Source organism: Flavobacterium hibisci, from assembly GCF_020026925.1.
In the GTDB taxonomy this organism is placed as follows: Bacteria; Bacteroidota; Bacteroidia; order Flavobacteriales; family Flavobacteriaceae; genus Flavobacterium; species Flavobacterium hibisci.
This window is the reverse complement of record NZ_JAIQDW010000024.1, coordinates 47,325-61,450: the sequence shown is the minus strand read 5'-3', so window position 1 is coordinate 61,450 and position 14,126 is coordinate 47,325. Positions and strand designations below refer to the sequence as shown.

Below are 14,126 nucleotides of genomic sequence, written 5' to 3'. Positions count from 1 at the left end.
ATGCCAATCCATAATTGGGGATTAATACTCAATCAGTTCTTAACTATATTTGAAAAAAGGGTCCAACTTTAATTAAAAAGTCAAACCCCGTTATTTTTAAACTTACACACTTTTTAGGACAGTGTCTAAAATCACAAACAAATGTCTTCACAAAACCGCTATATAGCTAAGCCATAGATAAAGCATAGATAAAGCATGGATAGTGCATGAATAATGCATGAAAATCAACACCCCATTTTCAAACATAAAAAAGAATACTTACTTATTTCTTATGGTTTAATTTGTCATTCTCCCACACAATCGGATTTTGTATAATATAATTCGCTATTCTTTGATATTCAAAATCATTTCTGACAATGTGGTCGTGGTAATTGGGTTGAAAAAAATGATTTTGTTTATTGTATTTCGGAATTGGTAAATGATGTTCATCAATATAATCATCAATTTTGGTATTTACCCCCGATTTGAATCCGCCAATAAATGATGAAATCGATTTGGGCAATCGCACGGGGCGATTCTGTTTTATTGATTCCATTGGTATATCCGCACGGCTGGGTTGAATCGTATGGTTGGGTTGAATCGTATGGCCGGGTTGAACCGCACGGCCGTGCGGTTGTACGTCCTTATCAATCAAATCGTTTGATTTATTACCGGGATGGCATATTTCCACAATCATATGCAAATGGTTGGGCATGATGATATATTCGTGCAAAAACAATTCATTGCGAATTTCAAATGATTTCAAAAATTCATTTTCTACAATTTTGCCCATTTCGGATAATTGTATTTCCCCGGCGATAATATCCCCCAAAATACATTCCCTGTTTTGGGTAACAATGGTGAGAAAATATAAGGCATTTGAAGAATAATCCCAATTACGTAACCGGTGTGAGCCTATTTTATATTTATTCTTGTATTTATCCATTTCAAAATAATAGTATCCGAAAATAATAAATTACGCCAATATGCCACTATTTATCTTACAAATAATAAAACTATCTTAGTGAATCAGTTGAAAGTGGAGGATTAAGCAAAAAGAGTAGATAATCTGAATAAATTAATAAACCCCATAAGTTTAGGGAATAAAAAAACTCCAAAATCGCAAGACTTTGGAGTTTTTAGTACTTCTTTGTGGGGAGAGCAGGATTCGAACCTGCGAAGTTCACACAGCAGATTTACAGTCTGCCCTCGTTGGCCGCTTGAGTATCTCCCCAAATTTGATTGTAAATCTACAATCTTTCAACACTCTGAAAATCGTAAAAAAAAACTCCTCAATTTCTTAAGGAGTTTCTTTGTGGGCGATGAGGGGTTCGAACCCCCGACCCCCTCGGTGTAAACGAGGTGCTCTGAACCAGCTGAGCTAATCGCCCTATTTTACCAGGCTGCTATCATTTCGTGATTGCGAGTGCAAATATACACCTAGAATTTGTAATTGCAAGCCTTTTGGGCAAAAAATATAAAAGAAAATTCACTTTTACTTTTAGAAAGCTATTTTTCAGCTTCTTAAAAATAAAAAAATCTGAAGTGTTCTTATGGCATTTAGTTAAAAAACAAAAGCCATAAAGCTAATTTTAATTATTCCTTTTGTATTCACTTGCTATAGTCATACATTTGCATACCTTAATTGTATATTCAAATGGCAAGATATCAGGAAAATGATTTACCGAAAGCTAAATTAGATGCAAACTCCCTTCAAAAAGCAATACGAATTTTTAAATATGCTAAAAACCACAAATGGAAATTTTTCCTCGGTTTAATTTTTTTACTCCTAACCAGTGCCACTGCCCTCGCCTTTCCTAAGTTAATGGGAATGCTGGTGGACTGCGTTACGAATAAAAACCTTAGCCGGGCCAACGAAATTGCAGTTGCACTTTTGGTAATCTTAATGCTCCAGGCAGTTTTCTCTTTTTTCAGAATTTCTCTTTTTGTCAATTTTACGGAGAATTCATTGTCGAACATTCGTTTTGCCTTGTATGAGAATTTAATTAAGCTTCCTATGTCGTTTTATTCCCAGAAACGTGTCGGGGAACTGAACAGCCGGATCAGCGCAGATATTTCACAGTTACAGGATACTTTTAGCACCACAATCGCAGAATTTTTGCGTCAGTTTATTTTAATTATTGGCGGATTTATAATTTTAGGTAATATAAGTCCGAAATTGACTTTGATGATGCTGGCTATCGTTCCGATTGTAGCCGTTGCTGCTGTTATATTTGGAAGATTTATTCGTAAATACGGAAAAAAAACGCAGGACAAAGTAGCCGAAAGCCAGGTAATTGTTGAAGAAACGCTGCAGGGAATCAGCAACGTGAAAGCGTTTGCCAACGAATGGTACGAAATCCAGCGTTATAAAACCAAAATCAAAGAAATTGTAAAAATAGCCATCAAAGGCGGTCAGTACAGAGGTTATTTTGCTTCTTTCATTATTTTATGCCTTTTTGGATGTGTAGTTGCCGTTGTCTGGTACGGCATTACCTTAACGATAAAAGGCGAAGTTGAAGGTGTGGGCGATCTGATTTCATTTGTACTTTATACTACCTTTATTGGTGCTTCTTTTGGAGGAATAGCCGAAATGTATGCCCAGATTCAAAAAGCAGTTGGCGCTACAGAACGTGTTTTCGAATTACTTGAAGAAACTCCGGAACCAATCAATGCAAATCCGAAAGCTTCAGCTTTAGTTATAGAAAAAATAAAAGGAAATGTAGCTTTTAAAAATGTGGCTTTTAGTTATCCGTCCAGAAAAGAAGTTGAGGTATTGAAAGACGTAAACTTCAAGGCTGATTTCGGTCAGAAGATTGCACTTGTTGGTCCGAGTGGTGCCGGAAAATCGACTATTTCTTCGTTATTATTGCGCTTTTACGATATCACTTCAGGGGAAATTCTGGTTGATGGAAAAAGCATTTACGACTACGATCTTGAAAATCTTCGCGGGAACATGAGTATCGTTCCTCAGGATGTGATTTTATTTGGTGGAACGATCCGGGAAAATATTGCTTACGGAAAACCGGATGCTTCAGATGAAGAAATAATGCTGGCTGCAAAACAAGCCAATGCACTGAATTTTATAGAAAGCTTTCCTGAAAAATTCGAAACGCTGGTTGGAGAACGCGGTGTAAAATTATCCGGCGGTCAGCGTCAGCGTATCGCAATTGCAAGGGCCTTATTAAAAAATCCGAGTATTTTAATTCTGGACGAAGCAACTTCATCTTTAGACAGTGAAAGCGAAAAACTGGTTCAGGAAGCACTAGAAGTTTTAATGGAAGGAAGAACCAGCATTATCATTGCACACCGTCTTTCAACCATTAGAAACGCTGATAAAATTTTAGTTTTGGATAATGGAAGAATCACCGAAGAAGGAACACATCAGGAGCTTATCAACCTTGAAAACGGTATTTATAAAAACCTGAGCAATCTGCAGTTTAGCAATTCTTAACAAGTTTTGAAAATCAATATTAAAAATGCAATAAGACAAAACGTTTTATTGCATTTTTTTTTTAAAATTTTGTCTGCCAATTTAGCCTAAATAAAATTATAACTCGTTGGTGCCAATTAGTTTTTGATGATAATTTTTCGTCAGTTCGAGTGATCACGATTTTTCATCGGGATTGTATCGAGAACAGAAAAATTATTATTAAAAACAGTTCTCGATACATTTTTTGTTTCGTTTCTCTTCACAAAAAACACTCGAACTGACGTTTTTAATAATTTACTTAACAGATTTTTAAAACCTGTCAGAATAACAAATTCATCTTTTAACCTCAAAGTCCCTAGCCCTGATCGTAACGGCATCCTGTTGTTGCGGGGTTCGCAACAACAGATATAGTGGAGAGCAGGATTAGCTCCGGAAAATTATTATTAGAAAACAACATTCAAATTAAACCTTTTTTCAATACCAATGTCTAAGTTTATTAGCATTAGAAAAACCGAAATAAAATAGCTTTAAAAACACTTGTACATACAATTGTTAAATAACCATTAAGCCCTTTTGTATTCACACCAAAAAACTAAATTTGTAACACCAATTCAGACATAAAACTCATTTACCTCAATTTTCATGAAACTAAAACACCTAATTTACGCCCTTATCATTATAGTACTCGGAGGTTTTATCACGTATCGTGTGATATCCAACAAAAAGAAAAACGAAGAATCTAAGAAATTTGGAGATAAGGACAGACCTACAAGTGTAACCGGAATTGTGGTCAAAACTTCGGTTTTTGATAATAATTTATCGTTATCAGGATCTATTGAAGCTAATGAACAGGTGGAGATTCACAGTGAAATTTCCGGAATTGTTGAAGGGATTTACTTTAGCGAAGGAAGTAATGTAAAGAAAGGCCAGGTACTTTTTAAGGTAAATGATATTGAATTGAGAGCTCAGCTGAGACAGGCTCAGACAAAAGAAGGCCTGGCAGGCGAAAATCAAAGAAGGGCTAAACTATTATTGCAAAAAGAAGCCATAAGCCAGGAAGAATTTGATGTTGCCAATGCAGATTACGCTTCCGCTAAAGCACAGACGCAATTAATAAGTGCACAGATTGCGAAAACCTCTGTAAAAGCCCCTTTTTCAGGAAAAATCGGTTTGCGCTCTATTTCACCGGGAACTTATATCACACCAACTGTTTTAGTAGCCAAACTGGTAAACACAGGCAAATTAAAAATTACATTCTCCATTCCTGAGAAATATGCTGCTCAGGTAACTTCGGGATCAGTTATTGACTTTTCAGTTTCTGGATCTGACAAAACCTATAAAGCAAAAATATACGCAATTGAACCGGAAGTAGAAGTCGCAACACGTACTTTGAAAATCCGTGCGATTGCTGAAAATACCGACGGCAAACTTTTCCCGGGAACATTTGCAGATGTAAAATTGCCTTTGAACATCATTAAAGATGCAATCGTAATACCTTCGGAAGCTATTGTTCCGATACAGGATGGCAAAAAAGTGTACATCGCCAATATGGGCAAAGCCAAAGAAGTTAAGGTAGAAGCAGCCACCAGAACAGACGCTTCTGTTTTAATTTTATCCGGATTAAAAGCAGGCGACACTTTAATAACAAGTGGCGTAATGTCTTTAAAAGATGAAGCACCTATAAAGGTTAAAGTAAAATAGTTTTTAAGTTACGAGTCCGGAGTTATAAGTGCTGAAATTCGAATTATTATTTCAGGAATAACTCATAATTCATAACTAACAATTTATAATTCAACAAAATGAGTTTATCCACTACAAGTATAAAGAGACCTGTTTTAACTATTGTACTGAATCTTTTGATTATTTTATTCGGTTTTATTGGTTATACTTTTTTGGGTGTCCGTGAATTTCCTTCGATTGATCCGGCGCAGGTTTCTATCAGAACCAATTATACAGGAGCCAATTCTGATATTATTGAATCACAAATTACAGAACCTCTTGAAAAAGCTGTAAATGCGATTGACGGAATCCGAAATATTACGTCATCCAGTAATCAGGGAAGCAGTAATATTACTATCGAATTCAACTTAGATAAAAATCTTGAAGAAGCAGCAAATGATGTTCGTGACAAGGTTTCTCAAGCTGTTCGGAATTTGCCTCAGGATATTGATGCACCGCCGGTTGTTTCTAAAGCAGATGCCGATAGTGAATCTATTATTTCGATGACGGTTCAGAGTGATACCAGAAGCTCATTAGAATTAAGTGATTATGCCGAGAATGTAATTTCGCAGCGTTTAGAAACGATTCCGGGTGTGAGTGGTGTTCAGATTTGGGGTCAAAAACGTTACGCCATGCGTTTATGGATTGACCCTGTAAAATTAACGGCTTACAAATGCACCGTAGCTGATGTTCGTAATGCCTTAAATGCACAAAATGTTGAATTGCCTTCAGGAAAACTGACCGGAAACAACACCGAGTTAACTGTAAAAACAATTGGAAATCTTTCTAAACCAGAGGAATTCAACAACATTATCATTCGTACAGATGGTGATAAAATCATTCGTCTTAGCGATGTAGGAGGTGCCGAATTAGGACCAGAAAATATCGAAACCTCATTAACTTCTTCCGGACTTCCAATGATTGGTCTGGCAATTGTTCCGATGCCGGGAGCTAATTACCTGGATATCTCATCCGAATTTTATAAAAAATACGAAGCGCTAAAAAAAGATTTACCAAAGGATATCAAACTTAATATTGCGCTGGATAATACGTTGTTTGTAAAGAAATCAGTACTGGAAGTTGCTGAGACTTTAGGTATTTCTATTCTGTTAGTAATCATCATTATTTATTTGTTTTTCAGGGACTGGGCAATTGCGTTCAGACCTTTGATTGATATTCCTGTTTCTTTAATTGCCACATTTTTCATTATGTGGATGCTTGGGTTTTCCATAAACGTATTGACCCTTTTGGCTATTGTTTTGGCTACAGGACTTGTGGTAGATGACGGAATCGTGGTTACAGAAAATATCTTCAAAAAAGTCGAAGAAGGAATGTCTCCTATCGAAGCAGCTATAAAAGGTTCTAACGAAATTTTTTACGCTGTAATTTCGATATCAGTAACCCTTGCAGCTGTATTTTTACCGGTAATTTTCCTCGAAGGTTTCGTAGGAAGGCTTTTTAGGGAATTTGGTGTTGTCATTGGTTCGGCTGTATTGATTTCTGCCTTTGTATCATTGACCTTAACACCAATGTTAAATGCTTATCTGATGAAAGGCGGCGAACAGAAAAAATCCAAATTCTACATGAAGACGGAGCCTTTTTTCGAAAAGATGAACAGCACTTATGCAGAAAGTCTTTCTAAATTTATGGATCGAAAATGGATCAGTTTCCCGATTCTGATTGCCTGTTTTGGAATTATTTATCTCTTTTTTACCATACTCCCAAAAGAAACAGCGCCCTTAGATGACCGCAGTTCTGTGACAATGAGAATGACAACTCCTGAAGGGTCGTCTTATGAATATACCGATCGTTTTATGCAGGAGATTTCAAAATTGGTAGACGATTCTATTCCGGAGAAAAAAGTGAGTCTGGTGATTACTTCACCAGGATTTGGTTCTTCATCAGTAAACAGTGGTTTTATCAGGCTTTCGCTAAAGCAGCCCGACGAAAGAGTTCGTTCTCAAAAAGATATTGCGGATAAATTAACAAAATGGACCAAGCAATATCCGGATGCTAAAACATCCGTAATTCAACAGCCTACTATTGCTGTGAACAGACGTGGCGGTTTACCGATTCAATACATTATTCAGGCTCCAACTTTTGAGAAATTAAGAGAGAAAATCCCTGTTTTCATGGAAGAAGTGGGCAAAAGCGACGTGTTCTCTATTAGTGATGTCAACTTGAAATTCAACAAACCTGAAATCAACGTAAGTATCGATCGTGAAAAAGCAGAAAGTTTAGGGATTTCTATAATGGATATTGCACAGACCCTACAGCTTTCGCTGAGCGGACAACGTTTTGGATATTTCATCAAGAACGGAAAACAGTATCAGGTAATTGGCCAGTTTAATCAGGAAGACCGTTCTAAACCACTTGATTTAACTTCAATTTTCGTAAAAAACAAAAACGGTGAATTGATTCAGATGGATAACGTTGTAAAAATTGAAGAGCAGAGTAATCCGCCTCAATTGTACCACAATAACCGCTACATGTCGGCAACGGTTTCTGCTGGTCTGGCACCAGGAAAAAGCATCAGTGATGGTATTGAGGAAATGGACCGGATTAAAGCAAAAGTTTTAGACCAGAGTTTCACCACTGATTTAAGTGGGGAATCACGCGATTTTGTCGAAAGTAGTTCCAATACTTCATTCGCATTCGGATTAGCATTATTGTTGATTTTCCTTATTCTTGCTGCTCAGTTTGAAAGTTTTATAGATCCGTTAATTATCATCCTGACCGTACCAATGGCGGTCGCAGGTGCTTTATTCTCTTTATGGCTTTTCAATCAGACCTGGAACATTTTCAGCCAGATTGGAACCGTAATGCTTATTGGACTTGTAACTAAAAACGGTATTTTGATAGTAGAATTTGCCAACCAATTACGTGAACAGGGAAAACCAAAATTAGAAGCGATTCTTGAAGCTTCAGAAGCACGTTTAAGACCTATTTTAATGACGAGTCTTGCTATTGCCTTAGGAGCTTTGCCAATCGCAATGTCACTCGGAGCAGCTTCTACCAGCCGAATCGGTATGGGAGTTGTAATTGTCGGAGGAACGATTTTCTCTTTGGCATTAACCCTTTTTGTTATTCCGGCAATTTATCTGATGTGGTCTAAAGCCCGAAAACATTATCCGGAATTTGATCATATTGACGAATACGAAAAAGAAAGTATAAAATAGCGCTAAAATCATGAATTTTAAATTTAGGATTCATGATTTCAGTAAAAGAAAATAAACATGAATAATAGAAATTTATATCGCATTTTAATAATCCTCGTATTATGTATTGGCAAAACCAATGCGCAGGAAGTCCTGACTATTGAAGAGGCCATGAAAATAGCTTTAGAAAATAATTTTGAAATTAAAATTGCCAAAAACAATTCAAAAATATCTGAAACGAATGTAACAGTTGGAAATGCAGGAATGCTTCCAACCGCTACCGCTTCGATTACAGACAACAACAGTATCACCAACTCCTCTCAAACACGTCAGGACGGAACAACAACAGCTTTGGACAATGCCAAAAACAACAGCTTAAATTACGGGGTAAGCCTTGGCTGGACGGTTTTCGACGGAATGAAAATGTTCGCCAGGCTGGATCAATTAAAGGAACTTCAAAAATTGGGAGATGCAGAATTAAAAAGAACGATTTTACTAAAAATTGCTCAGGTTAATTCAGCCTATTATGACCTGGTACAGCAACAGCAGCAACTAGCCGCTTTAGACACCACTATTGTTATTTCAAACCAACGATTAGAACTGGCAAAAAACCGTTTTACAATTGGAAAAGCATCAAAATTGGAAGTTTTGAATGCACAGGTTGATTTGAATTCAGACCAGGTAGCTTTGTTGCGACAAAAAGAATCGTATACCAATTCAAAAATTTTACTTAATCAATATTTAGCCCGTGATCCAAAAATTGATTTCAAAGTCACAGACCAGCTTACCGTTGATGATAAATTAATTTTTGCTGATTTGTTGGATTTGGCACAAAAACAAAATCCTGCATTAGAAGCTCAAATAATCAATAAACGAATTGCAGAATTGGAATTGAAACAGGTAAAAGCAGACCGATATCCTGTGATTAACTTAACCACCGGATATAATTTTGCAGAAAGTCAATCCAGTCTGGGTTTTACAAGTGAAGCTTCTTCCAGAGGATTAAATTATGGTTTTAATGCTACGCTCAACATTTTCGATGGTTTTAATCAGCATAGAAATGAAAAAGTGGCGAAATTGCAAATCGAAAATTCTCAAATTGCTATCGAACAGCAAAATATGATCCTGAATACACAATTAAGTACTGCTTTTCAGACCTATTTAACCAACATCGAACTTATTGGACTGGAAGATGATAATGAAGAAATTGCAAAACAAAATCTTTCAATTACGCTCGATAAATTCAGGATTGGAACAATTACAACATTAGAATTCAGAACGGCTCAATTGAATTATGTGAATGCAAAAGTTCGTAACAGCAACGCTCAATATCAGGCAAAATTATCTGAAATTGCATTGAAAGAGTTAGCCGGAAATATTAGTTTTTAGTTTAATTTTGTCCGAAAAACATTTAAATGATTTCATACAATACAAAGGACTGGGTAACTTTTATATTTCGTTTTCACAAATCTGACACTATAAGAAAATTGTTTTCTGTCATGATTGTCATTGGAATTTATAGTGCAGGTGTCGGGTATCTGGAAGTTTATTATTTTAAAATCGGGAAAAACGATTACATACATAATATAAATATCATGCACGGCATGCTGGGTTTTGTCATCTCGTTGCTGCTCGTTTTCAGGACAAATACCGCTTATGACCGTTGGTGGGAAGGAAGAAAATTATGGGGCAGCCTTGTCAATAACAGCCGTAATCTCGCCATCAAGCTGTCTGCCATCTTAAAAGATGAAACTGACAGAAGTTTTTTCAGGAAATTTATTCCAATGTATGCCCATATTCTTCAAATCCATTTAAAAGATGATGACACAAGCAAACAGCTTTTTGAAGATGTTGATTTAGAAATCGATCACCATAAACACAAACCCAATCAGTTAAAAAAAATCATATATCAAAAAATTAATGATTTGTATGATGCAAAAAAAATCACCGGAGACCAGCTCATTATTTTAAACGAAGAATTAAGATCTTTTACTGATATCTGTGGTGCCTGTGAACGAATAAAAAACACTCCTATTCCGTATTCTTACAGTGCATTTATCAAAAAATTCATTTTCTTTTATACGATGACGCTTCCTTTTGGATATTCTGTGAGCCTGGGTTACTTTGTAGCGCCAGTCGTTGTTTTTGTATTTTATGTGCTGGCAAGTTTAGAATTAATTGCCGAAGAAATTGAAGATCCATTTGGAGATGATGAAAACGATTTGCCTATTAAAAAAATATCGGAAAACATCAAAAAGCATGTTGAGGAATTGATTTAGAAATTATATTTATTTGATTTTAATTTCTATTAATCCATTTCATTTAAACCGAAAACTATATTCTTTCGGAAGAATTATATGCTATAAAAAACAAAAAAATAGTTTCCAACTCCAGCAATCAATCCTTATATTTGTACCCTTATCAAGAATACTGAAATCAACATGAAAATATCTTACAACTGGTTAAAACAATTTATTAAAACAGACTGGACATCAGAGCAAACTTCAGAATTACTTACAGATTTAGGCCTGGAAGTTGAAGTAGTCGAAAAATACCAATCCGTAAAAGGAGGCTTAGAAGGAGTTGTTGTAGGACATGTACTTACCTGCGAAAAACATCCTGATGCTGACCGCTTAAAGGTTACTAGTTTAGATATTGGTTTAGAAAATCCTATTCAGGTAGTTTGTGGTGCTTCAAATGTTGCAGCAGGTCAAAAAGTCCCTGTAGCTACTATTGGAACCGTTTTATATGATAAAGAAGGAGGAGAATTTACCATTAAAAAAGGTAAAATTCGCGGACAGGAAAGCCACGGAATGATTTGTGCTGAAGATGAATTAGGTCTCGGAACAGGTCATGATGGCATTATGGTTCTGGATGAAAAACTAATTCCGGGAACTCCTGCTTCAGAAGTTTTCAAAATCGCAAATGATGAAGTTTTCGAAATCGGGTTAACTCCAAATCGTGCAGATGCCATGAGTCATTTTGGAACGGCACGTGATTTAAGAGCCGGAATGCTGCAGCGCGGAATAAATGTAGAATTGATTACGCCTTCTGTTAGCAATTTCAGGGTTGACATGCGTACTTTAAAAATTGATGTAAGCGTAGAAGAGCCTACCCTTGCACCAAGATATTGTGGCGTTACCATTTCAGGCATTACTGTAGAAGAATCGCCGGCATGGCTTAAAGACCGTTTAAAAGCTATCGGATTAACTCCAAAAAATAATATTGTAGACGTTACCAATTATGTCTTACACGAATTAGGACAGCCACTGCATGCGTTTGATGCTGCAAAAATCAACGGAAAAATAATTGTAAAAACACTTCCTGAAGGCACTAAATTTGTCACTTTAGATGATGTTGAAAGAACCTTACATAAGGAAGACCTTATGATTTGTGATGAAAAAGGACCTCTTTGCATTGCAGGTGTTTTTGGCGGAAAAAAATCAGGTGTTTCTGAAGTAACTACTTCTATATTTTTAGAAAGTGCTTATTTTGATGCCGTAAGTGTTCGTAAAACTGCCAAAAGGCATCAGTTAAATACCGATGCTTCTTTTAGATTTGAAAGAGGAATTGATCCAACTATCACAGAATATGCATTAAAACGTGCCGCACTTTTAATCCAGGAAGTGGCAGGCGGAAAAGTTACATCTGATATAATTGAAGTATATCCTAAAAAGGTAGAAGATTTTTCTGTTTTACTAAATTTTACCCATGTTTATAAAATCATCGGTCAGGAAATACCTAAAGACACCATCAAGAAAATATTAGTTTCCTTAGATATTAAAGTGAATAGTGTTTCTGAATCTGGTTTGGGATTAACTATTCCGGCATATCGCGTAGATGTTCAGCGCGAAATAGATGTGATCGAAGAAATTTTAAGGGTTTACGGATACAATAATATTGATTTTTCTAAGAAATTTAATGCTACAGTAGCCAACTCTCCAAGAACAGAAGACTACAAAGTTCAAAATATAATTTCATCACAATTGAACTCTCAGGGGTTTCATGAAATGATGGCAAATTCATTAACTACGGCTGATTACGCAAAATTATCTGCTGACCTGAAAGAAGAATATAATGTTACGATGCTGAATCCGTTGAGCAGTGATTTATCAACGATGCGTCAGTCGCTATTATTTTCAGGCCTGGAAGCGATTTCATATAATATCAACAGAAGAAATTCTGATTTGAAATTATTCGAATTCGGAAAAACGTACCATAAATACCTTAATGGATACGAAGAACACAAGCATTTAAGTTTGTTAATTTCGGGTAACCGAAATAAGGAGAGTTGGACAAATCCACAAAAAACTACTGATTTCTTTTTACTAAAAGGATATGTTACCGGTATTTTAAATCGTTTAGGAATAGATAAAATTTCAAATGTTCCATCAAAATCAGATGTGTTTTCAGAGGGAACTTCAAAAGTTTATAATAATGAAGTCTTAGTAGAGATTGGAGTAGTTAAAAAATCAATTTTAAAATATTTTGGAATCAAACAGGATGTTTATTATGCCGATTTTAACTGGGATTTGGTACTGAAAATAATCACAGGAAAAATTAAATATTCAGATATTCCTAAATATCCGGAAGTACGCAGGGATTTAGCATTACTAATTGACCAAAGCACAACTTATGAAAGTATTTATACACTGGCTAAACAAACGGAAAAGACACTTTTAAAAGATGTGAATTTATTCGATGTTTATGAAGGCAAAAACCTTCCTGAAGGTAAAAAGTCATATGCTCTGAGTTTCACAATTCAGGACAACACAAAAACACTAACCGATAGCCAGATTGATAAAATTATGTCTAAATTACAGCAGACTTTTGAAACTGAGCTAGGAGCAAGTTTAAGATAAGTTATAAAAAACACCAGCAGTTCATAATGCTGGTGTTTTTTTTATGACTTGCTGTTAATGTTTCATTTTGAAAATCTTTTTAAACAAATTTACGATTACCAAAACAACACAGCCTAAAACAAAACCGGTTACAAATTCTTTTACTATAGAAGGAAGCTCAATACCTTCCGCTAAATGATGAAAATATGGAATATAATGTACAAAGATTCCTCCAGCAACTAACAATAACGCAATTGTACCAATAACTGTTAAACCTTTGATAACTAACGGAAGTGCTTTTACAAGTATATTACCAATAAATTTTGAAATACTTTTTTCGTTTTTACTAAACTTAATAAGCTTGTATCCTGCTTCATCCATCCTGACAATAAGAGCTACAATTCCATAAACTCCAATAGTAGCAACTAAGGCAATTATTGACGTTACAATGATTTGCTGAATAATTGGCTTTCCAATAACGGTTCCCAAAGCGATAATTACAATTTCTACAGACAATATAAAATCAGTAATAATGGCTGATTTTACTTTTCCTTTTTCCATCTCAAGAATTTGTTCTTCAGTATAAGTCTTTTCAGTTATTCCTTCTGACTTTTCATCCGGATGAGGAAACACAAATTCATATATTTTTTCGGCTCCTTCGTAAGCCAGGAATAATCCACCCAGAACTAAAATTACAATGATAGCATCCGGCATAAAAGCACTCAATAAAAACGCTATTGGAAGAATAACTATTTTATTAAGTAAAGATCCTTTGCTAATTGCCCAAAGTACCGGAAGCTCTCTGGATGAAGCAAACCCTGAAGCTTTCTCGGCATTTACCGCTAAATCATCGCCTAAAATTCCTGCTGTTTTCTTTGCTGCAACCTTACTCATTACAGCAACGTCGTCCATAATTGCTGCTATATCGTCTAATAGTACGAAAAAACCTGATGCCATTATATTTTGCTTTTTTTAATGTTAGTGGCGCGAATCTAC

8 protein-coding genes and 2 tRNA genes are annotated in these 14,126 nt (G+C 35.6%); 6 read left to right on the top strand and 4 right to left on the bottom strand.

Annotated features, from left to right (window positions below; all coding sequences use genetic code 11):
• Positions 1 to 262: 262 nt before the first annotated feature.
• From K8B81_RS18635 to K8B81_RS18625, 3 genes are all read right to left on the bottom strand, one after another.
• Positions 263 to 925 carry a transposase gene (locus K8B81_RS18635; protein ID WP_223683060.1) on the bottom strand — a complete coding sequence of 221 codons (663 nt, stop codon included), beginning with the start codon at positions 923 to 925 and terminating at the stop codon, positions 263 to 265.
• A 207-nt stretch (positions 926 to 1,132) separates the two neighbouring features.
• Positions 1,133 to 1,213 (bottom strand) — tRNA-Tyr (locus K8B81_RS18630).
• An 82-nt stretch (positions 1,214 to 1,295) separates the two neighbouring features.
• Positions 1,296 to 1,370, bottom strand: a tRNA-Val gene (locus K8B81_RS18625).
• 266 nt (positions 1,371 to 1,636) lie between these two features.
• Between K8B81_RS18625 and K8B81_RS18620 the strand changes: the two genes are divergently transcribed.
• The 6 genes from K8B81_RS18620 (at position 1,637) to pheT (ending at position 13,151) form a co-directional block, all read left to right on the top strand.
• Positions 1,637 to 3,433 carry an ABC transporter ATP-binding protein gene (locus K8B81_RS18620; protein ID WP_223683059.1) on the top strand — a complete coding sequence of 599 codons (1,797 nt, stop codon included), beginning with the start codon at positions 1,637 to 1,639 and terminating at the stop codon, positions 3,431 to 3,433.
• 621 nt (positions 3,434 to 4,054) lie between these two features.
• Complete coding sequence (locus K8B81_RS18615) at positions 4,055 to 5,113, top strand: efflux RND transporter periplasmic adaptor subunit (RefSeq protein ID WP_223683058.1); 1,059 nt, start codon at positions 4,055 to 4,057, stop codon at positions 5,111 to 5,113.
• Positions 5,114 to 5,211: 98 nt separating this feature from the next.
• Positions 5,212 to 8,310 carry an efflux RND transporter permease subunit gene (locus tag K8B81_RS18610; protein WP_223683057.1) on the top strand — a complete coding sequence of 1,033 codons (3,099 nt, stop codon included), beginning with the start codon at positions 5,212 to 5,214 and terminating at the stop codon, positions 8,308 to 8,310.
• 57 nt (positions 8,311 to 8,367) lie between these two features.
• Positions 8,368 to 9,678: a TolC family protein gene (locus K8B81_RS18605; protein ID WP_223683056.1), complete on the top strand. Its 1,311-nt coding sequence runs from the start codon at positions 8,368 to 8,370 to the stop codon at positions 9,676 to 9,678.
• Positions 9,679 to 9,704: 26 nt separating this feature from the next.
• The gene (locus tag K8B81_RS18600; protein ID WP_223683055.1) at positions 9,705 to 10,568 is read left to right on the top strand and encodes a bestrophin family protein; all 864 of its coding nucleotides are present in this window, start codon (positions 9,705 to 9,707) and stop codon (positions 10,566 to 10,568) included.
• A gap of 162 nt (positions 10,569 to 10,730) precedes the next feature.
• Complete coding sequence (gene pheT, locus K8B81_RS18595) at positions 10,731 to 13,151, top strand: phenylalanine--tRNA ligase subunit beta (protein ID WP_223683054.1); 2,421 nt, start codon at positions 10,731 to 10,733, stop codon at positions 13,149 to 13,151.
• Between the two features lie 54 nt (positions 13,152 to 13,205).
• On the opposite strand, the gene K8B81_RS18590 is transcribed toward pheT, so the two are convergent.
• Positions 13,206 to 14,087: a DUF808 domain-containing protein gene (locus K8B81_RS18590; protein ID WP_223683053.1), complete on the bottom strand. Its 882-nt coding sequence runs from the start codon at positions 14,085 to 14,087 to the stop codon at positions 13,206 to 13,208.
• Positions 14,088 to 14,126: the final 39 nt, after the last annotated feature.

What these genes read in the sequence shown, in the direction of transcription:
- K8B81_RS18635 (WP_223683060.1), bottom strand. Translation starts at nt 925, where the DNA reads ATGGATAAATACAAGAATAAATATAAAATAGGCTCACACCGGTTACGT.
- K8B81_RS18620 (WP_223683059.1), top strand. Translation starts at nt 1,637, where the DNA reads ATGGCAAGATATCAGGAAAATGATTTACCGAAAGCTAAATTAGATGCA.
- K8B81_RS18615 (WP_223683058.1), top strand. Translation starts at nt 4,055, where the DNA reads ATGAAACTAAAACACCTAATTTACGCCCTTATCATTATAGTACTCGGA.
- K8B81_RS18610 (WP_223683057.1), top strand. Translation starts at nt 5,212, where the DNA reads ATGAGTTTATCCACTACAAGTATAAAGAGACCTGTTTTAACTATTGTA.
- K8B81_RS18605 (WP_223683056.1), top strand. Translation starts at nt 8,368, where the DNA reads ATGAATAATAGAAATTTATATCGCATTTTAATAATCCTCGTATTATGT.
- K8B81_RS18600 (WP_223683055.1), top strand. Translation starts at nt 9,705, where the DNA reads ATGATTTCATACAATACAAAGGACTGGGTAACTTTTATATTTCGTTTT.
- pheT (WP_223683054.1), top strand. Translation starts at nt 10,731, where the DNA reads ATGAAAATATCTTACAACTGGTTAAAACAATTTATTAAAACAGACTGG.
- K8B81_RS18590 (WP_223683053.1), bottom strand. Translation starts at nt 14,087, where the DNA reads ATGGCATCAGGTTTTTTCGTACTATTAGACGATATAGCAGCAATTATG.